The sequence below is a fragment of the Oceanobacillus sp. FSL K6-0127 genome (assembly GCF_037983385.1).
In the GTDB taxonomy this organism is placed as follows: domain Bacteria; phylum Bacillota; class Bacilli; order Bacillales; family Amphibacillaceae; genus Oceanobacillus; species Oceanobacillus profundus.
The window spans coordinates 2,558,237-2,577,131 of the sequence record NZ_CP150287.1 but is presented as its reverse complement, the minus strand read 5'-3'; the positions used below and the strand labels follow the sequence as shown (position 1 = coordinate 2,577,131).

The window sequence follows — 18,895 nt, the reverse complement described above, 5'->3', positions numbered from 1 at the left end:
ACTTATTTTAACATAAAAGTTCATTCATTGGAGAGGTTACCTTCTTACTTATCGAATGTTGTCACCCTATGACTTAAGGTCATAAGCAGAATTCATAACACAAAGATAAACTTCTATTCCTAATCGAAATAGAAGTTTATCACAGATTTAATCGGACGTTTCCAAATTGTGATGGATATCCTGAACGTCCTCACTCTCTTCTAATGTATCAAGAAGTGTCATCATCTTTTCTTCATCTTTAGTTGAAAGCTTGTTATAATTTTGTGGAATTAACGTTACCTCACTATCCGCAATTTCATAACCATTTTGCATAAGGTGATCGACCACTTCTTGGTATTCATCTGGTGTAGTATAAATCTCAAATGCATCCTCATGGGATTCGATATCTTCTGCGCCCGCTTCAAGTACAGCTAAAGTTAATTCATCTTCTTCGATGGAACCGTCTGTGTTAGAAATAACAATGTAGCCTTTTCGGTCGAACATAAAGGCTACACTTCCACTTTCACCTAAGTTCCCGCCATTCTTTTTAAACGCATGCCTCACTTCTGCGGCTGTACGGTTTTTATTGTCCGTCAATACATGAACAATAACAGCTACACCACCCGGACCATAACCCTCATACGTAATTTCTTCATAATTTGCTCCATCAAGTGTTCCCGTAGCCTTTTTAATATTACGCTCAATATTATCATTCGGCATATTATCAGCTTTCGCTTTTTCAACTGCCATTCGAAGCCCGGCATTTGTATCCAAGTCTGATCCACCTTGTTTTGCCGCTATATAAATATCTTTAGCATGACGCATAAAGATTTTTCCTTTTTTTGCATCCTGTGCATTTTTTCTTTTCTGTATATTTTTCCATTTAGAATGACCAGCCACTCGGATATTCTCCTCTCTAGAAATTCTTTCCTTACTATATCAAAAAAAGCAGTGCAGGAAAAGAATAAACCATATAGAGGATATTTCAAGGTTAGTATATAGGTCGGTTCATTAGTTAGTCTTTTAATTGAAAAAGGTCTTCAATAAACGTTTCTAGATCATCTCCATTATTCTTCGCCCGTAATCTTGCGTCCAGGTTTTTCATACGGTCCCATTCAATATCATCAGTATATACAATAACTTGCTTGTCAGTATTTGGTATAATTTCTCTAACCTCTTGTTTGATATTTTGTGTAACATCATGGTTAAAGTGTTCGCGAAGTATGACGGCAACCACAATACGATCTTCTGTCGATGCAACCTGTGCTTGTATAATATCCTTTTGTTTGCTTAACTCTTCTGTTATACGAGCTGACTCTTCGTTCGTAAAGGCATCCGAGTAATGAGTAAAGTCAGAGGCGTTAACACCCTCCTGCTTACTTTGTGGATATCCACCCCGCTCGCCAATGGATGGCTGTTTGGATTCATAACGATTATTTGCATCCGTCTTAGGCTCAAAATGGATTGGTTGAACGACGTCATCCTTTCGCTGCTCAGATGTTTCATTTTCTGCATTACAGCCGATGAGAAGCATAAACAGCAGAATGAAGCATATCGATTTTCTTCTATTCATAAACATAGACCTCCTTACAGGTAGTTTGTATAATGGAGGTCTATTTACACAGTTAAATTAAGGAAAACTAGTTTCGATTATATTTCGGTAAGCTTGTACGTTTATGTTCACTTCGCTCGTGCATTCTTTCAATTGTTGCTTTATCTTCAGCCGAGATTTCTTCACCTTTCAAATAAGCGTCGATGACATCGTAAGCGACTCCCATTTCCTTCTCATCTGTCTGATTTTCCCATAAATCAGCACTTGGCTTCTTTGTAACCACTTGTTCAGGAACACCAAGAAATGCAGCTATTTCTCTAACTTCTGTTTTTGTAAAATCAACGATCGGCAGTATATCTACGCCACCATCACCATACTTTGTAAAGTAACCAGTATACCATTCCGCTGCATTATCAGTACCTACAACTAAATAATTATAGTTAGTAGCAATGGTATATAATGTACTCATACGAAGTCTTGCTCTGAGGTTTGCACCCGCAAGCTGATCATTCGCTTTATTGAACTGTCCCTTTTCTTTAAGACGGTTCTGAATTTGCTCGTACATTACGTGATGTGTATCCGTTAAATCAACGATTAGTGAATCAATGGATGCTTGTTCAATAACATCTCGCGCATCATAAAGATTTGAATCTGATGTATAAATTGGCATCATTACACCAAGAGAGTTATCTGGACAAGCGCGCTTAATTAAATTCGCAACCACAGCTGAATCAAGCCCGCCACTTACTCCCACAAGTAATCCGTCTACTTGAGCCTGTTTTACTTGCTCCTGTAACCACTTAACAATTTTATTTACTTCATTTTCCATGCTAATCTCTCCTTGCAAATTGCCTGTTTATCATTTATTTTATCACTAATTTAACTTTTTTCAATTTAAAGGATGCTGTTCCATGAAGACAAATGAGCATTCAAAATACTGCAGCAAAAAAGACGCAAAATAAAAGAGACGAACTGCATTCGTCTCGTTAGAAAATATAATTATGATTATTCACTTTCATGGTTATTATTTGTTGAATTAAACTGCGGGAACATTGGTGGTTTCGGGTAAGTAATACCATCTGTCTTCTGTCTCTCAAATTGTGGTGGATACGTTTGGCCAGTCGTTAACGGTTGGATTGGCTTAAAACGTTCTTCTCCAGAAATGTCAGCTGTATTTGCTGGATAGTAATCCACCAACTCCCTTGATCCACATCCGCAATCTGACATATCAGCTGCATACTGTCCACCTTGATGAGGAGGCATAAATTGAGGTGCCATAAACCCTCCATGAGGATGTGCCCCGTGATGATGATGATGACAAGGTGAAGGCGGACAAGGATGGATAAAAATCGGGATCATTGGAGGGCAACACGGTTGAATGGGATGATGATACATTGGCATTTGATAATGCATTGGTTCCATCATGGGCTGATGCATCGGCTCCATAACTGGTTTCTGTTCAGGAATCGGTTGCTTTACTTCTTTTTTAACCTCCTTCTTTATTTCCTGTTTAGGTGGTTTCATTTCTTGCTTTGGTTTAATCTCCTGCTTTGGTTTTCCTTCAGGTGCTTTCATGGGATAAGGCATCTGCTGAAAGTTTATTGTCGTATATTGATTTATATCCTGATCCATAATTGGCATTTGCGGCAGTGATGGAACAGGCATTTCTGGTTTTACAACTTGGTGCAATTTCGTATCGTCTTCTTTAATTACTGGCATCGGCTTTGGTGACATGTCGACATACGGCTGCTTAACTTCTTCTTTTTTGACTTGCTTTACTGTTTCTTTTTTAACAGATTTTGCATCTCCTGGAATTTTTATTTTCATTCCTGGCATAATCATATCTGGACTTGATAACTGTGAGTTCATTGCTTTTAACTCTTCAAAATCAACGCCATACTTTTTGGAGAGTTCCCACAAAGTGTCTCCTTTTTGTACAATGTGTATTTTCAAAATGAACCATACTCCTTTCATTGCTTTAGAATCTGGGCTAATTACTCTATATCAGCATATGCACTACTTGAATAAAAGTTGCCCATGAATTATGACAGTCTTTTGCAGGAAATCATTTAAATAAGTAAGCTATTTTTACAAAAGAGATAAAAAAGCGATTCCCTAAAATTAAATCAATCAAGGTCATTCGGTAAAATAAAACACTAAAAAAGCCAGGCTTTTCGACCTGACTTTTTTCTAAATATTCATATGGTAAACTGGATATGTACCGAGAATGGTTACTTCACAACCTAATGCTTCCAATTCTGCCTTCACACCTGGGAATAGTACATTATCGTACGGTTGGTCAACATCTATAATAAAGAAATAATTTCCAAGTCCTGTTTTCGTTGGACGTGATTCGATTTTTGATAGATTCATTTTACGCCAAGAAAATGCAGATAGTATTTGATGTAACGCTCCCGGCTTATCACTTGGTAATCCAATTAGTAAGCTTGTGCGCTCCAAATGGGCTTCATGCTTAATTTGCACCAAATCTCTGTCCTTTGTAAGCACTAAAAAGCGCGTGTGATTATTTGGATAATCATGTATGTTAGCCTTATATATTTGTAAGCCATACTCACTAGCGGCAAGCTTATTTCCTATTGCAGCGATCGGTTCGTTTTGCTCGCTTACAATCTCAGCTGCTTTCCCTGTAGAAGTTGAGAAAACAGTGCTGGCATGTGGCAAATTTTGATGTAAAAATTGATGGCACTGCGCTATCGCATGACTATGCGAATGCACTTCTTGAATATCCGATAGTTTTCCATTAAAATCTTTTCGTACTAACAAATGCTGTTGAATTGGTACAACGATTTCAGCAACCACTGGAAGCCTTACCTGATGAATTAAATAATCAACCGTAATCTGCACTGTTCCCTCTATCGCATTTTCCAGGGGAACAACACCAATATCAATGGCGCCATTATCGACAGCATCAATACATTCCGGTATCGTTTGAAAGCTTTGCTTCACTTCATCGCCAAAAGCAGTATCAACTGCTAATTTTGTAAATGTCCCTTTTGGTCCTAAATAGCCTATCTCCGTCAAAAACAGTTCCTCCCCCTAAAAGCAAAACTATGCTTATTCAATGAATTCAAATTCAAAATCTAATAAGCGAATCGTATCGCCATCTTTTGCACCTTTTTCCCTTAATGCCTTGTCTACACCCATGCCACGCAGTTGTCTTGCAAAGCGTTGTGTAGCTTCATCTCGCTGAAAATCTGTCATTTTAAATAGCTTTTCAATTTTATTTCCGTAAAGTACAAAGGCACCGTCTGGATCTCTTGTAATATGGAATGGTTCTTCTTCTTTCTGATAACGGTAAACAACCGTTTCATCGATATCCTCTATTTCTGTCTTATTTTTAGGTATCGTTTCCAAGAGGTCAGCGATTGCAAATAGAATGTCTCTTAATCCTTCTCTTGTCAATGCCGAAATTTCATAAATAGGTAAACCTTCCCCTAATTGTTCTTTAAATCTCTCTAGATTTTCTGTTGCTCCAGGCATGTCCATTTTGTTAGCCGCAATAAGCTGCGGTCGTTTTGATAAGTTCGCGTCATACGCTTCTAATTCTTGATTAATCTTCAAATAGTCATCATATGGGTCTCTGCCTTCAATACTTGCCATATCAATAACATGAACAATTACACGTGTTCGTTCCACATGCCTAAGGAACTGATGGCCAAGGCCAACGCCAACCGATGCACCTTCAATTAACCCTGGAAGATCCGCTAAAACAAAGCTTCGCTGATCACCTGTGTCAACAACACCTAGGTTTGGTGACAGTGTTGTGAAATGATAATCCGCAATTTTAGGTTTAGCTGCACTTACTACTGACAAGAAGGTAGATTTTCCAACACTTGGAAACCCAACGAGTCCAACGTCCGCAATTAGCTTTAACTCCACTTTAATGTTTCTTTCCTGTCCTGGCTCTCCGTTTTCAGCCATATCTGGCGCTGGATTTCTCGGTGTTGCAAAACGCGTGTTCCCACGTCCGCCTCTCCCACCACGAACGATGACAGCTTGCTGGTTATGCACCGTTAAGTCAGCAATTACTTCCTCAGTATCTTCATCAAGAACTGTCGTGCCTGGGGGAACAGGTAGAATTAGAGGCGCAGCATTTTTGCCATGCTGTGTCTTACTCATTCCATTTTCTCCGCGCTTTCCTTTAAAGTGGCGGTTATATCTAAAGTCCATTAACGTGTTAAGTCCTTCATCCACTTTAAATATAATATCTGCACCGTTACCGCCATCGCCGCCGGCAGGACCGCCCATCGGTACATATTTCTCTCTTCGATAAGCTACAAGACCATTACCACCGTCTCCAGCTTTCACGTATACACTGACTTGATCTACAAACATTGTGATTCACCTCATTATTACTGCGAAATAATTAAACCAAAGCATAGTCCAACCATCGTTTTAGCAATCACTATTTCCGCAGCTCCATCTCTTTGCATTTTCTTGATGCTTTCCATTAATTGTTCTGCTTCATCCGTTTTGCAAGGGATTGAAAGCATTATTTTCATGCTTGTATCCGAGCTTTCTTCTATGACTAGAGTAACCTCATAAAGCTCTTCTGGATTAAGAATATCCACACATCGTTCCATAAAATCCTGAAACTGTTTTACAAGTATAGAATCCGATACATGCAGGTTTTTATACTCCGAATGAACTTTATATGTTAGCCGTAAATTTTCATAACGCACATTAAATTGGATAATCCAAATCATAAATTCTGGCATATTCAAACTCATTAGTTTCCGTTCTTCATTGTAATAATCTACAATTTCGCCAAGTTTCTTCTCAGCTTTCTCTATGTTTCTCATCCCAACATATCCTTGGACAATTTGCAAATGATTCATTAAATCATGACGATAATGCTGTAAGATTTGTACAACCCGCTCCCCCATCATGCTCTCCCCCCATTATTATGAAAGTATAGCAGAAATAAACCAAAAGCGGAAGCAAGCCAATAAAGCTTCCACCTATTTCTTTTCAGAAGAAAAATTGCAGTCCAAAAATTTTTAGTATATTTTACGCAACATAGCATTGATGAGATAAAGATGTTAAATATTATCGATAAACAAAAACTCCAGCCAAAATGATTGACTGGAGTTTGATGAATTTCATTAAGCTTCTTGAGCAACCGGATATACACTTACTTTTTTGCGGTCTCTACCATAGCGTTCGAATTTAACAACGCCATCGACTTTAGCAAAAAGTGTGTCGTCACCACCACGGCCAACGTTTTCACCTGGGTAGATTTTTGTACCGCGTTGACGGTATAAAATTGAACCACCAGTTACAAACTGACCATCTGCACGTTTTGCGCCAAGTCGTTTAGATTCAGAATCACGACCGTTTTTCGTACTACCTGCACCTTTTTTCGTTGCGAAAAATTGTAAATCTAGACGGATCATGGACTGCACCTCCTTACTTGTTCTCGATTTTTATAAATTGACTATATTCAAGTTCAATCGATTTCAGTGAAATAAGCATTCCCTTGAATAAGAGCTGGACTTTTTCCATTTGTTCAAATGGTAGCCTTTTCGGTAATGTTACGTGTAAGTAACCACCTTCTGCTCCTTGTTCAATTTCCAGATTTGTATCACATAATTCCATTACTGCATTTACTGCACCAATTGATACAGCAGATACACCTGCACATACAAGATCATAACCATATGGGCCACTCTCCGCATGACCAGATAATTCAAAAGCAGTAATTTGCTTGTCTGTTTGAAATACAGTAACATGAATCATATTCAAAACCCTTATGCGTTAATTTTTTCGATTACTAGTTTCGTATAAGGCTGACGATGACCTTGTTTACGATGATAGTTTTTTCTGCGTTTGTATTTATAAACAATAACCTTCTTTTGACGGCCTTGTTTTTCAACTTTAGCAGTAACTGTTGCACCTTCAACGAATGGAGCACCAACTTTAACATCATCTCCACCAACGAAAAGAACCTTATCAAACGTAACAGTCTCATTTGCATCAGCTGCAACTTTTTCTACGTAGATTTCTTGTCCTTCTACAACTTTAACTTGTTTTCCACCTGTTTCAATAATTGCGTACATACTTGCACCTCCTTAATAGTCTCAGACTCGCCATACAGGTACTTCAAAAAGTTTAAAACCTGTTCTGCGCGGTTGTAGCACGGGTGCTACGATCAATAACGTATTGATGTTATCATGTATTGACACTGTTTGTCAAGAACTTGCTTATAATTACATACTAAGATTTTAGCATCTTATATTTATGATACAACGCAATTCATAATAACACTATCTTACATCATAAAAAGACTCCAAAGCAAGGAGTCTTCTGTTTCAGAACAATTATTTATATAAAAATGCATCTCCAATGGATTGGTTATATTCTCTTTCATAAAAATAGCTTTGCAAACAATCTGATTCATCAACAGATTTTCGATTATTTTCAGCGTACACAATATAAATCGGATGTTTCTTTTCCCTTCTAAAACGTGAGAATAAGTCAAGAAAGGAGATGTCAGAAGGAACTGTAAGCGGGAGTACTCCTTTAACTGCTGCATCACCTTCATACCGCCTTAATAAAAAGCGCATAAAGACATACGAACGCTGCTTCCAATCACTTCTATTTTCCATAAAAAGAAAGACCCATATAAAAAATACACTTAACGTAAATGGGAAAAATAAAAGTTGAAGTATAAGTACTATTGTAATAAAGACCATTGAAAATATGAGCGTAAATTGGTACGCTTTTTTGTAAGGAAAAAAATATGAAACAGCAAGTAAAAGCAGTTTCCCTCCGTCCAATGGCCATACTGGTATTAAATTAAAAAGAAGGAGTATTGTATTGTAGTATAATATCAATTCTAGTATTGATGCCGGCATAAGCTGAAAGGTCTCGACAAGAAAGCAGAGAAAATAAACGACAAGATGTTGATAAGGACCAGCAAGTGTTACAAACGCCTCCTCCCTCATCGTTTTATTTCCATGCTCTTCCGTGTCCATAACCCCTCCGAATGCCCAAAGTACAATATATCTGATTCGCCACTTCATCATCCTTGCTGCAATATAATGTCCAAGCTCATGGAACAATACTAAAGCAAAGATAATAAATAATTCCAGAAATGTACCTGTCAAAAAAGAAATGACAATAAATATAAATAAGATCGGATGGATATGAATTTTCGGGAGATAGTTAAGGAAGCTCATCAACCTGAATCACCTGGACTGGATCGACATAATCGTTATTTTTTTCAATGGAGAAAAACACCGTCTCATTGTCTGCTTCCGGAGTAAAGCTCCCTATTTGTTGATTACTTGCAATAAATTGATAGAGATGTACATCAATAGAACTAAGATTTCCATAGTTGGTCACAGTTCCATCCGCATGCTGTATTGTTATCGTTTTATTGGTTTCTCTGTCATTCCCTGCAAAAATAACAACACCTTCCTGAATGGAAGTTACATTGGTTGTTTCTTCAGGGGTGATCATAATTCCTGTCCCATTTGTTTGAAATGTTTCCGTAATGTTACCATTTACAGGGAGCGCCATTGACTGATCTTCATTCGTTTCTAAAACTGGTTGTGGTGAAAGAGATAAAGGTCTTCCAAACGTTTCTTTGTACCATACATTTACCTTTGCAAAAGGAAATTCATTCTTCATAACTTGGCTTGTCCATTCTCTGGGCTTCTCCAGTAATGTTGTATCAGTCTGCCACAGCAAGGCTGTTCCAAAGAAAAGCATGGCTGATAATATTCCCTTCATTGCCATACTCGTCACAACACGATTATTACGACTAGACACTTCTTCATGATGAGTGAACATCGAGTAGTAACCATGCTTTTCTTCCTCTCCTGGAATGGATGGAAGTAATTGCTTTGTTGTTCCTCCAGAAGGAAGTCCTCGCATTTTTTTTCGTTGTTCAATCGCCTTGCGAACCTTTTTGATATCTTTATCTTTGTCCATTTTCCTCACATTCCTTCAAAGTCATTTGTACATGTATATGTACATTAGGAATGCAGTATGAACAAAAAAGCTGGAATGAAAATTAATGTTTTCATTCCAGCTTTTATTTCATATTTCGTCAATTAGGTATAATAATTTGCTTCATTTTATGCTGATGGCTCATTTACGCACGCATGCCGAAGAACTTTTTAAAACGCTGAAACACACCTTTTTCATCCTCGAGAGATTGTAAAGGTACGGTCTCACCAAGTATTCTTCTAGCAATGTTACGATAGGCAATAGACGCCTTTGAATTAGGGTTCATTGCAATTGGTTCTCCCTTGTTTGATGCTTTTATCACTTCATCATCATCAATAACCACACCAATCAAATCAATGGATAGCAATTGTACGATATCTTCAATATCAATCATATCCCCGTTCTTCATCATATGGTTTCGAATTCGATTAATAATTAAACGGGGCGATTCACTCATATCCTCTTTTTCTAGTAATCCGACGATTCGATCGGCATCACGTACACTAGATTTCTCAGGAGTTGTTACAACGATTGCTCGATCCGCGCCTGAAACAGCATTTTGAAATCCTTGCTCAATTCCAGCAGGGCAATCGATAATGATATAATCATATTCTTGCTTCAGTTCAGCTACGATTTCTTTCATTCCGCTTGTAGTAACAGCCGTTTTATCACTTGTTTGTGCTGCAGGCAATAATGATAGATAATCAAATCGCTTGTCCTTAATCAATGCTTGTTTAAGCTTACAACGCCCTTCAATTACATCAACGATATCATAAATAATTCGGTTTTCCAGCCCCATAATGACATCTAAATTTCTTAAACCAATATCTGTATCTATTAAACAAACTTTTTTTTCCATTAGTGCCAAAGCGGTTCCGATATTAGCTGATGTCGTTGTCTTACCGACACCACCTTTCCCAGATGTAATAACGATTGCCTCACCCATTATTTATTCTCCTTTCAAATCCGCTTATTTCCTTACGCTTACGGGAAAGAACCTTTAACGAATCAATAATGATCTTATCTTGTTCTTCATCGATAATTCCACACTCCATGTACACACCATCCGATTCATAATCAGGGGCTCGACTTATATAATCAGCGATCCGAAGTTGTGTCGGCTTCATATAAGAAGCCGTTATGAAAGCTTCCCGGTCTCCCATTACACCAGCATGAGCAATTCCATATAAATTGCCCATAATATATATATTACCTGTAGAAACTACCTTTCCACCAGGATTGACATCTCCAACTAATAGGAGGTCTCCCTCAACTTCCAATATTTGACCAGATCTTACAATTCGATTAATGGCTTTTATTTCACTTTCTTCCCGCCATTTTAAAGCATCTTCTCTACTTATTAAATCAGATTCAATCGCAGTAATTTCAAAACGATTATCAACACTTATAATGTTTCTTAATGCTATTTCTTGTTCCTCATTTAAAAGTCGATTGCCTAATTTAACCTTTACAGAAACAATTGGTTCATTTTCCTTTGGCTTGCTTGCCATAATCTTATCTTTTAGTTCTTTTATGACATCATGGAAGGATGCTGATTCATCTATAAATAAACTCAACCCTTCTCTCGTACCTTTAATTAATATTATTTGCTTCTTGTCAAGCACAGCAAGTTCACCTCGTTACAAAATAGCCTGCGGTAGTTTCATATGTAAACACACAGGTAAGTTTTTTCACTCACAGTGTGCTACTTCCAGTTAACTGTTCTCTTCCCCATCTAGCAAGCCGTTTTGCTATGAAAGGATAAACAATTAGTAAAAACACTAAATTTGAAGCGCCTGTTGGCAGAAGACGTCCTGTTAAATAGTTCTCCCAGACCATATCTGTTAATCCTACAACCATGTAAATAACATAAATAGAAAGATCTACTAGAATAAATCCAACGGCTCCGAGTAACAATAAAACATAAAAATTCCCCTGGAGCATTTTCTTAAGGCCATGAATTATATAAATTATTAATGCATACGTAAACATGTAAATACCGAGTATTCCCGTATATACAATATCAATTAATAATCCAAAAAGTAATGCATAGACGACAGAATGGTACGTATTATCATTGTCATAGAAAACTGCCATATATACTAGAAACGCAAAAACCCAATGCGGTACCATAAGCATATCGCTCATTATAAGTTCAGATGGCAAGAGATCTAGTGCAACACCCTCTAAAATAGTTAACAGAAAAAGAATGAGAGGAATGTATAGTCGTTTCATCACTCAACTTCCTCCTCATCATTGCTTCCCTCTGCTGACTCCAAAGCACGGTCAACAACGATGACGTGACCTAATTCGTATAAATCAGCAGCTGGCTCAACCATCGCAATACGGGTTAATCCATATTGATCAGATACAACTTCCTTGACCTTCCCAATGGGAAGCCCAGCAGGAAATTCTCCGCCTAGCTCAGAAGAAACAACAAGTTCTCCTTCTTCTAAATTTTTGTCTGACTCTTCAATGATCCGGAACAGCAATGAATTTGTTTCTTCTTCAAATCCTTCAATCATTCCAAAGATATTTTTCTCATCGTCACCTCTAGAGATTGTTGCAGAAATACGATTAAACTGATCAAATCCAGTTAAAAGCTGCACTGTTGAAGTAAATTCGGAAGCACTTTGAATTTTGCCTACCATACCTTCTGCGGTGATAACAACCATATTATTGGCTACACCGTCCTGTCTACCTTTATTGATTGTCACCTGCTCAACCCAACGTTCAGGTGACCTAGAGATAACCGTTGCTTGAATCGGATTATAATCTCTAGCTGAGTCCTCAATTTCCAATAAAGCCATGAGCTCTTCATTTTCCTTTTTGATTTCTTGAACTTCATAAGTCAATGTTTGATATTGTGACAGCTGTTCTTTCAATAATTGATTTTCTTCATATGTGTTTTTAAAATCATTAATATTTGAAACAATATTCGTAATGAATTTGACTGGAGTATGAATCACTTCCTGTGTCCACCCAACCGCATCATTAATAAATTTTACGGGAGTACTTAAATTTTCCCGATTATTTAGTGAATAGCCTATCAAAGCTACCAAAACTATAAAACCAATTAATAGAATAAAAAGTCGTTTATTACGAAAAAATTGCACCTAAGACACCTACTTATTAATTTAAAGGACGAGATGAGACATTTGGGCTAGAGCGGAACTGCTGAATATAGTCCAGTGATTTGCCCGTACCAATTGCCACACTTTCCAAAGGTTCCTCTGTAACAAAAACAGGGATTTTCGTCTCGTCACTTATTACTTGATCTAAATTTTTGAGTAATGCTCCTCCACCAGATAGGACAATGCCACGATCCATTACATCAGCTGCAAGTTCAGGTGGTGTTCGTTCCAGTGTAACTTTTACTGCATCAACAATGGCATCAACTGTATCATCCAAAGCGAGGGAAATTTCTTCCGCTGTTACCGTAACGGTTTTCGGTAAACCTGTCAATAAATCCCGCCCACGAATATCCATTTCAACATCGGGATCTGCTTTACGAGCCATCCCAATATCCATCTTAATCGATTCTGCAGAACGCTCACCAATAAGCAAGCTGTATTTTTTACGTATGTGACTTATAATGGACTCGTCCATATTGTCACCTGCAATACGAATTGATTGACTCGTTACAATTCCACCTAGTGAGATGACAGCTACTTCTGCTGTACCCCCACCAATATCAACTATCATACTCCCAGTCGGTTCCCAAACCGGCAACCCTGCTCCAATCGCTGCCGCAAACGGTTCTGAGATTGGAAAAGCGTCTCTTGCCCCCGCCTGTTTTGTAGCATCAATAACTGCACGCTCTTCAACCATCGTAATACCGGATGGTACACAAATCATAACATTCGGCTTTTTTGCAAACATGGAACGATTTTTCATTGCCTTTTTAATATAATATTTCATCATCGCTGCTGTCGTATCGTAATCTGCAATAACACCATCCTTCATCGGGCGTATAACAGAAATATTGCCAGGTGTTCTTCCAATCATGTTCTTTGCTGCACTGCCTACTGCTTCGATCTGGCCAGTTTCTGTATTACGAGCAACAACTGACGGCTCACGCACAACAATACCTTTTCCTTTTACATAAACCAATGTATTAGCTGTACCCAAATCGATTCCAAAGTCCTGTGAAAAACTAAAAATGCCCAATAAAATCTTCCTCTCCGAATCACCTTTCGCTTTACATATGTAGTCTAACTATATCGATTCATCTTATCCGTTGCAACCTATCATCCAATCCACATTAAAAAACTGACATACCTTGCACTCATCTCGTAATCATAAGAAGCGCCACTTTCATTCTAATCTTGAAAAATGGCGCTGCTAGTAAATCCTTCTATAATTATACGAAAAAATCCACAAAATAGATAGTGTTATAAGTAGCCTTTTTCTTTTAATGATACAAATTTTCGATCTCCAATAATTAAATGATCCAAAAGATCGATTCCAATCATTTTTCCTGATTCAACTAATCGTCTTGTTACATGAATGTCTTCTTGAGATGGTTCGGGGTCTCCACTGGGGTGATTATGGGCAACGATAATTGATGCGGCTGATCGTTTAACAGCTTCTCGATAGATCTCACGGGGATGTACAATTGCTGCATTCAGACTCCCTATAAAAATTGTTTGCCTGTGAATAATTTGATTTTTTGTATTCAAAAATAAGGCTACGAAGTGCTCTTGATTTAAACTCCGCATTTCCTCCATAATGTAATCTGCACCGTCCTCTGGTGAACGAATAACATATTTATCAATCGACTTATATGCATGCATTCGTCGACCAAGTTCGATTGCTGATAAAATCAGTAATCCCTTCGCTGTACCAATACCTTTAATTGAAGTTAGTTCCTCAATCGTAGCTCCTCTTAATAGCTTTAACCCTTCAAAATGCATAAGTACACGATTGGCAACTGACATGACGGATTCATCTCTCGTGCCACTGCCAATAAGAATAGATAGTAATTCTTGATTGGATAGTGGCTCAGCTCCATGACTTAGCAATCGTTCCCGTGGTCGTTCTTCTTTTGGTACATCTTTTATCATAATTTCTTGCATATTCAATATGGCTCCTCCTCTCTTTATGATTAGGATTATCATATCTTCTTCTAGACAAGCCAACAACTTAGTAAAAATCTATTTTAATAAGGAAAGCAGCCTACAAAATCTTATTTTCCCAAATAGAAAACAATTCTTTCACTAGTGAATACGATTAAAAAAATAAAAAACAGGTAATTTTCCACCTGTTTTTTGACTTCAGATTATTGTTTAAGTTGTTCATAATAATACATCATCTGCAACAGTTGTGTTGCTTGTTCATCTGGGTCTTTAATAGCCGACAATAGCGGTGTTAACGTTTCAGAGTTCTCAGGGGCAGTACCAGCTAGTTCATTCCAGGTCTCCGCTGACAAGGTTTGTTCTCCAGTCCAACCAGCTAAAGCGTTATTCCAAACCTCCTGAAATTTAAGAATCCACTCTTGTTCACTTTCTGTTAGTCGAACTTCTCCAGTTGATGTACTCCATTCCTTCACATAGATTTCAATTGAACCCTTTGCTTTCAAACTATCTGCCAGCTGTGCCGCCTCTTCCTTTGTAGCCGCAATTCCAGCTAGAAGAAAATACTGATCATCCTTCTCCCAAATCATGGTTGGAACCCCTTTTGCTAGATAGCTGTCCGCCCATTCAACTGCATTGGCTTCTTCCGAAAAAATACCAGCCTGTAAAACATGCGCTTGTAACGAGTCCAGTTGAACATCGGTAGAATCCGCAGCAGGAGCGTTATTTTCAGCTAATGCTGCACTAGGTACATGGTCTGTCGCTTCGCCTGCTATTTGTCCTTCTACATCAACAAATAAGCGAAGCAAGAAGAATCCAAGTGCAGACCCTATAATAAGTGCAGATATAATTGCAACTATTAGTGGTTTAAATGTGTGAAAGTTCCCAGGTCTCTTTTTACTAAAAGCATTTTTTGATTTACTAGACCCGGTTAATACAGGAATTGATTTATCAGAATCTTCGACGGAAGCTGCTGTTTGTTTAGTTGTTGTAGAAGAGTGTTTTTTATCATGCAGCTTGTATTTAAGCTGATCACCATTTTTTTCTACAAGAATTGCCTTATGTTTTCCCACAATTTCCCCTCCTGTGACCGGTTATGGATTGTTTCTATAACTCTAGCACAGGATTTTTAAAAAGTAAGACGAAAAATGACAATCAATTAAAAAATCGTTCAACATAATTTGGCTTTTTCCTTTGTTTAATTTCTCGAAAAGATATATTCTCTAACAAGCGAAATAAAGTTGAGAGAACCTGTAATAAACCACACGCCGTTACCCTTGCCTTGTAGTATTTGATTTACTTCCTGTTTCCAATCATCAGCAATGCGCTTTTGTTTTGCAGGGGCTAAGCGATATAGGTCCACTGCCTTTGCTGCACGTGGATGCTGAAAGGTCGTTAGCGTAATTGACGTAAACGAAGTACTCAGTTGCTCAAGCATGGCATCAAGCTCTTTATCTTTAAATACAGCAACTAATAATTGCTTATCCTTTTCCGCAAAGTGTTCATTAACGGTTTTTATAAACGCAGCAACTCCAGCAGGATTATGGGCGCCATCAAGAATTATTAGCGGGTTCTTATTTACGATCTCAAATCTTCCCGCTAGCCTAGTTTGTTCTATTGCTGGTGATGCTTTAGAAAAGGAAATTTGATAACCAGCATCATTGAGCTTTTCGAGTGCCATTAGAGCAAGCGCCGCATTTTGGAACTGGTAGTCACCATACATCAGCAGCTTTAAATGTACCGTTCTCTCTTTACTATACCATGTCATGCTTTGACCTTGATTGTGATTATAAATAACATCTTTCCCCAATTGATAGACAGGTGTATAATGTTTCTCAGCTTCCGCTTTAATCACTGTAAATGCTTCCGTTTCTAAATGGCCAACAACAACAGGAGCACCCGTTTTAATGATTCCTGCTTTTTGATAGGCAATTTCAGAAATAGAATTCCCCAGAAAAGCTGTATGGTCTTTTGCAACATTTGTTATAATGGACAGGATTGGTTGGAAACAGTTTGTTGTATCCTCTCTTCCGCCCATCCCTGCCTCAATCAGAGCAATATCAACGCGTTCTGAAAAATAAAGAAAAGCCAGCGCGGTAATCATTTCAAATTCCGTGGGAGGATCATTTTCTTGGTCAAGCTGAATTACATGAGGATACAGTTCATTACATAGATCAACAAATAGCTGCTCCGTTATTTCAGAATCATTTAGCTTCATATGCCCAGTTAATCCAGTTAAGCTTGGTGATGTAAAAACACCTACCTTGTAACCATTTGCTTGTAAAGCATTTTTTATAAATTGAATTGTCGAGCCTTTCCCGTTTGTGCCCGCCACATGAATAGCAGGCGCGCTCTTTTCTGGATGATTTAATAATGCAAGCAGCCGATGAATTCGATCTAAGCCAGGCTTAATACCAAAAGCTTTTCGGCTATTGAAAAAATCTTCAATTTCTGGAAATGTCGTAAACATAATTACACCACTTTCGATAAGAAGTAACGTTATTATAGCAGAAAGGATAAAATCAAATGAAACCAAATGGATGGATTATTTACAATGGAAACCTGCCAGGAAATAAATTTCTTGATTATGCGGAAATGATTCAAGAGTCTGCAACAAAACAAGGCATTGACATGAAAATTTTAAAAAACAATGCATTACTCAGTCTATTAGCTACAGATCAGCTTGGAATTGTTCAACTAGATAAAGCAGAGCTTCCAGATTTTGTCGTTTTTGCTGATAAAGATATTTATTTGGCAAGACAGCTTGAATTACTAGGGATAACAGTTTTTAACAGCTCAAAAGCAATTGAAATTAGCGATGATAAAATCGCTTCCTATCAATACATGGCAACTCACAACATCCCGATGCCTAAAACAATTGTTGCACCGAAAATCTTCACAACCGGAAACATTGATCATAAATTAGTCGAGAAAGCTATCGAACAATTAGGTCTACCGTTAATTATTAAAGAAGCCTTTGGGTCCTTTGGAGAACAGGTCTATTTATTACATAGTCTAGAAGAGATTATTACTAAAATCGATGCCATCCAAGGCAAACCTTATTTATTCCAACAATTTATTCCCTCCAGTTACGGAAAGGATTTACGCCTACAAGTCGTTGGCAACCAAGTTGTTGCAGCGATGGAGCGAGTTAATATAAATGATTTTCGCGCGAATGTGACATCTGGAGGGGCAATGAGCATGTATACGCCTACGAAGGAAGAAGCAGTGCTAGCCGTTGCCGCAACGAAAGCAATTAATGCAGATTTTGCAGGAGTCGATTTATTAATTGGTCCAGATGATAAACGGCTTGTTTGTGAAATTAACTCGAATGCACATATCCGAAACTTACTAGACTGTACTGGTATTAATGCAGCCGACTACATCATGGAACATATTTTGGGGGTATTATCATGAAAACTGGTTGGCTCATTTATCAGGAAGAAGATGCCATCCGAAACAAAGCATTTATTGAGTGGTTTATCGAGGAAGCAAGTTTACAAGAATTGTCGTTACAGCTTGTTCACCGAGAAGATCTGACAATCGGAATCATGCAAAATAAACAGCAAGCGCTTATTCATAACGAGCCCGTACAGCTGCCGGATTTCGCTATCGTTAGGACAATCGAGCCTTTATTGAACCTTCATTTGGAGACAAAGGGTGTTACCGTTTTTAATTCCTCTACCGTAGCTACGATCTGTAATGATAAGGCGCTTACGCATCATCATATCAATCAGCTTGGATTACCGATGGTTGATACGATATACAGTAAAAAAGAGTTAATGCAGGACATTCCGTCACTTGACTATCCATTTATTGTGAAAGAAGTGAGTGGCAGAGGCGGCAAGCAGGTTTTTTATATAACGAACAAGCAGGATTGGCTGACATGCAGAAAGTCAATCCAGGGCAACATTATCATGCAACCAACAGCCGTTCAGATGGGGAAAGATCTTCGTGTGTTTGTCGTTGGGAAAGAAATTATTGGTGCAGTATTACGCGAAAGCACGACCGATTTTCGAGCCAATTTTACATTAGGTGGAGACGCGAGACTCTATTCACTAAATGACTCGGAGGGAAAACTGATCCATAAAATTATCGATCACTTTGACTTCGGTATGGTTGGGATAGACTTTTTAATTGGACATGATGGTAAGCTTCTGTTCAACGAGATTGAGGATGTTGTCGGCTCGAGAACATTAAGTGCGTGTAGTGATATAAATATCCTTGAGACATATGTTGGTCATATAAAACAGCGCATTAGATAAAAATCGAAAGTCCTCAAATTGGACTTCCGATTTTTGCATTAGTTTGA

General features: G+C 38.0%; 22 protein-coding genes and 1 other annotated feature. Of the genes, 2 read left to right on the top strand and 20 right to left on the bottom strand.

Features of this window, described 5'->3' with window-relative positions:
* Positions 1 to 147: 147 nt before the first annotated feature.
* From MHH64_RS12725 to MHH64_RS12630, 20 genes are all read right to left on the bottom strand, one after another.
* Complete coding sequence (locus MHH64_RS12725) at positions 148 to 879, bottom strand: YebC/PmpR family DNA-binding transcriptional regulator (RefSeq protein WP_340001863.1); 732 nt, start codon at positions 877 to 879, stop codon at positions 148 to 150.
* Positions 880 to 994: 115 nt separating this feature from the next.
* Positions 995 to 1,552 (bottom strand): YhcN/YlaJ family sporulation lipoprotein, encoded by a 558-nt coding sequence (locus MHH64_RS12720; protein WP_095307170.1) that lies wholly within the window; start codon positions 1,550 to 1,552, stop codon positions 995 to 997.
* Positions 1,553 to 1,619: 67 nt separating this feature from the next.
* Positions 1,620 to 2,360 carry an NAD(+) synthase gene (nadE, locus tag MHH64_RS12715; protein ID WP_118889092.1) on the bottom strand — a complete coding sequence of 247 codons (741 nt, stop codon included), beginning with the start codon at positions 2,358 to 2,360 and terminating at the stop codon, positions 1,620 to 1,622.
* 176 nt (positions 2,361 to 2,536) lie between these two features.
* Entirely contained in the window at positions 2,537 to 3,484 is a 948-nt protein-coding gene (gene safA / locus MHH64_RS12710) for a SafA/ExsA family spore coat assembly protein (RefSeq protein WP_118889091.1), read from the bottom strand.
* A gap of 237 nt (positions 3,485 to 3,721) precedes the next feature.
* Positions 3,722 to 4,573 (bottom strand): prephenate dehydratase, encoded by an 852-nt coding sequence (gene pheA / locus MHH64_RS12705; protein WP_095307174.1) that lies wholly within the window; start codon positions 4,571 to 4,573, stop codon positions 3,722 to 3,724.
* A gap of 33 nt (positions 4,574 to 4,606) precedes the next feature.
* Positions 4,607 to 5,887, bottom strand: coding sequence for a GTPase ObgE (gene obgE / locus MHH64_RS12700; RefSeq protein ID WP_095307175.1), 1,281 nt, complete (start codon positions 5,885 to 5,887; stop codon positions 4,607 to 4,609).
* A gap of 17 nt (positions 5,888 to 5,904) precedes the next feature.
* Positions 5,905 to 6,441, bottom strand: coding sequence for a Spo0B domain-containing protein (locus MHH64_RS12695; protein ID WP_095307176.1), 537 nt, complete (start codon positions 6,439 to 6,441; stop codon positions 5,905 to 5,907).
* 216 nt (positions 6,442 to 6,657) lie between these two features.
* Positions 6,658 to 6,948 carry a 50S ribosomal protein L27 gene (gene rpmA / locus MHH64_RS12690; protein ID WP_095307178.1) on the bottom strand — a complete coding sequence of 97 codons (291 nt, stop codon included), beginning with the start codon at positions 6,946 to 6,948 and terminating at the stop codon, positions 6,658 to 6,660.
* A gap of 13 nt (positions 6,949 to 6,961) precedes the next feature.
* Complete coding sequence (locus MHH64_RS12685; RefSeq protein ID WP_118889089.1) at positions 6,962 to 7,291, bottom strand: ribosomal-processing cysteine protease Prp; 330 nt, start codon at positions 7,289 to 7,291, stop codon at positions 6,962 to 6,964.
* Positions 7,292 to 7,302: 11 nt separating this feature from the next.
* A complete protein-coding gene (gene rplU / locus MHH64_RS12680) occupies positions 7,303 to 7,611 on the bottom strand; it encodes a 50S ribosomal protein L21 (protein WP_095307180.1) in 309 nt (102 codons plus the stop codon).
* Between the two features lie 13 nt (positions 7,612 to 7,624).
* Positions 7,625 to 7,695, bottom strand: a sequence feature (ribosomal protein L21 leader region).
* Positions 7,696 to 7,872: 177 nt separating this feature from the next.
* On the bottom strand, positions 7,873 to 8,733 hold the full coding sequence (locus tag MHH64_RS12675; protein WP_095307181.1) for a M50 family metallopeptidase: 861 nt from the start codon (positions 8,731 to 8,733) through the stop codon (positions 7,873 to 7,875).
* Positions 8,720 to 9,490: a M23 family metallopeptidase gene (locus MHH64_RS12670; RefSeq protein ID WP_303447358.1), complete on the bottom strand. Its 771-nt coding sequence runs from the start codon at positions 9,488 to 9,490 to the stop codon at positions 8,720 to 8,722. Before MHH64_RS12670 ends, MHH64_RS12675 begins: the two co-directional genes overlap by 14 nt.
* Positions 9,491 to 9,653: 163 nt before the next feature.
* The gene (minD, locus tag MHH64_RS12665; protein WP_095307184.1) at positions 9,654 to 10,454 is read right to left on the bottom strand and encodes a septum site-determining protein MinD; all 801 of its coding nucleotides are present in this window, start codon (positions 10,452 to 10,454) and stop codon (positions 9,654 to 9,656) included.
* Positions 10,447 to 11,133, bottom strand: coding sequence for a septum site-determining protein MinC (minC, locus tag MHH64_RS12660; RefSeq protein WP_095307185.1), 687 nt, complete (start codon positions 11,131 to 11,133; stop codon positions 10,447 to 10,449). Before minC ends, minD begins: the two co-directional genes overlap by 8 nt.
* Before the next feature lie 70 nt (positions 11,134 to 11,203).
* A complete protein-coding gene (gene mreD / locus MHH64_RS12655; protein WP_187393142.1) occupies positions 11,204 to 11,743 on the bottom strand; it encodes a rod shape-determining protein MreD in 540 nt (179 codons plus the stop codon).
* Positions 11,743 to 12,624: a rod shape-determining protein MreC gene (gene mreC, locus MHH64_RS12650; protein ID WP_118889088.1), complete on the bottom strand. Its 882-nt coding sequence runs from the start codon at positions 12,622 to 12,624 to the stop codon at positions 11,743 to 11,745. The genes mreD and mreC overlap by 1 nt, the downstream gene beginning before the upstream one ends.
* A gap of 16 nt (positions 12,625 to 12,640) precedes the next feature.
* Entirely contained in the window at positions 12,641 to 13,678 is a 1,038-nt protein-coding gene (locus MHH64_RS12645; RefSeq protein ID WP_095307189.1) for a rod shape-determining protein, read from the bottom strand.
* Positions 13,679 to 13,902: 224 nt separating this feature from the next.
* Positions 13,903 to 14,586, bottom strand: coding sequence for a DNA repair protein RadC (gene radC, locus MHH64_RS12640; RefSeq protein ID WP_095307212.1), 684 nt, complete (start codon positions 14,584 to 14,586; stop codon positions 13,903 to 13,905).
* A gap of 203 nt (positions 14,587 to 14,789) precedes the next feature.
* On the bottom strand, positions 14,790 to 15,656 hold the full coding sequence (locus MHH64_RS12635; protein WP_158586222.1) for an SPOR domain-containing protein: 867 nt from the start codon (positions 15,654 to 15,656) through the stop codon (positions 14,790 to 14,792).
* Positions 15,657 to 15,781: 125 nt separating this feature from the next.
* Positions 15,782 to 17,053: a folylpolyglutamate synthase/dihydrofolate synthase family protein gene (locus MHH64_RS12630; protein ID WP_303447362.1), complete on the bottom strand. Its 1,272-nt coding sequence runs from the start codon at positions 17,051 to 17,053 to the stop codon at positions 15,782 to 15,784.
* A 56-nt stretch (positions 17,054 to 17,109) separates the two neighbouring features.
* On the opposite strand from MHH64_RS12630, the gene MHH64_RS12625 reads away from it, so the two are divergent.
* Both MHH64_RS12625 and MHH64_RS12620 read left to right on the top strand, forming a co-directional pair.
* On the top strand, positions 17,110 to 18,000 hold the full coding sequence (locus MHH64_RS12625) for a RimK family alpha-L-glutamate ligase (RefSeq protein ID WP_303447363.1): 891 nt from the start codon (positions 17,110 to 17,112) through the stop codon (positions 17,998 to 18,000).
* Complete coding sequence (locus tag MHH64_RS12620; protein ID WP_340001862.1) at positions 17,997 to 18,848, top strand: ATP-grasp domain-containing protein; 852 nt, start codon at positions 17,997 to 17,999, stop codon at positions 18,846 to 18,848. Before MHH64_RS12625 ends, MHH64_RS12620 begins: the two co-directional genes overlap by 4 nt.
* Positions 18,849 to 18,895: the final 47 nt, after the last annotated feature.

Excerpts from the sequence above, each read along its gene's own strand:
- MHH64_RS12720 (WP_095307170.1), bottom strand. The coding sequence starts at position 1,552 with ATGAATAGAAGAAAATCGATATGCTTCATTCTGCTGTTTATGCTTCTC.
- nadE (WP_118889092.1), bottom strand. The coding sequence starts at position 2,360 with ATGGAAAATGAAGTAAATAAAATTGTTAAGTGGTTACAGGAGCAAGTA.
- obgE (WP_095307175.1), bottom strand. The coding sequence starts at position 5,887 with ATGTTTGTAGATCAAGTCAGTGTATACGTGAAAGCTGGAGACGGTGGT.
- MHH64_RS12695 (WP_095307176.1), bottom strand. The coding sequence starts at position 6,441 with ATGATGGGGGAGCGGGTTGTACAAATCTTACAGCATTATCGTCATGAT.
- rpmA (WP_095307178.1), bottom strand. The coding sequence starts at position 6,948 with ATGATCCGTCTAGATTTACAATTTTTCGCAACGAAAAAAGGTGCAGGT.
- MHH64_RS12685 (WP_118889089.1), bottom strand. The coding sequence starts at position 7,291 with ATGATTCATGTTACTGTATTTCAAACAGACAAGCAAATTACTGCTTTT.
- rplU (WP_095307180.1), bottom strand. The coding sequence starts at position 7,611 with ATGTACGCAATTATTGAAACAGGTGGAAAACAAGTTAAAGTTGTAGAA.
- MHH64_RS12675 (WP_095307181.1), bottom strand. The coding sequence starts at position 8,733 with ATGAGCTTCCTTAACTATCTCCCGAAAATTCATATCCATCCGATCTTA.
- MHH64_RS12670 (WP_303447358.1), bottom strand. The coding sequence starts at position 9,490 with ATGGACAAAGATAAAGATATCAAAAAGGTTCGCAAGGCGATTGAACAA.
- minD (WP_095307184.1), bottom strand. The coding sequence starts at position 10,454 with ATGGGTGAGGCAATCGTTATTACATCTGGGAAAGGTGGTGTCGGTAAG.
- mreD (WP_187393142.1), bottom strand. The coding sequence starts at position 11,743 with ATGAAACGACTATACATTCCTCTCATTCTTTTTCTGTTAACTATTTTA.
- radC (WP_095307212.1), bottom strand. The coding sequence starts at position 14,586 with ATGCAAGAAATTATGATAAAAGATGTACCAAAAGAAGAACGACCACGG.
- MHH64_RS12630 (WP_303447362.1), bottom strand. The coding sequence starts at position 17,053 with ATGTTTACGACATTTCCAGAAATTGAAGATTTTTTCAATAGCCGAAAA.
- MHH64_RS12625 (WP_303447363.1), top strand. The coding sequence starts at position 17,110 with ATGAAACCAAATGGATGGATTATTTACAATGGAAACCTGCCAGGAAAT.
- MHH64_RS12620 (WP_340001862.1), top strand. The coding sequence starts at position 17,997 with ATGAAAACTGGTTGGCTCATTTATCAGGAAGAAGATGCCATCCGAAAC.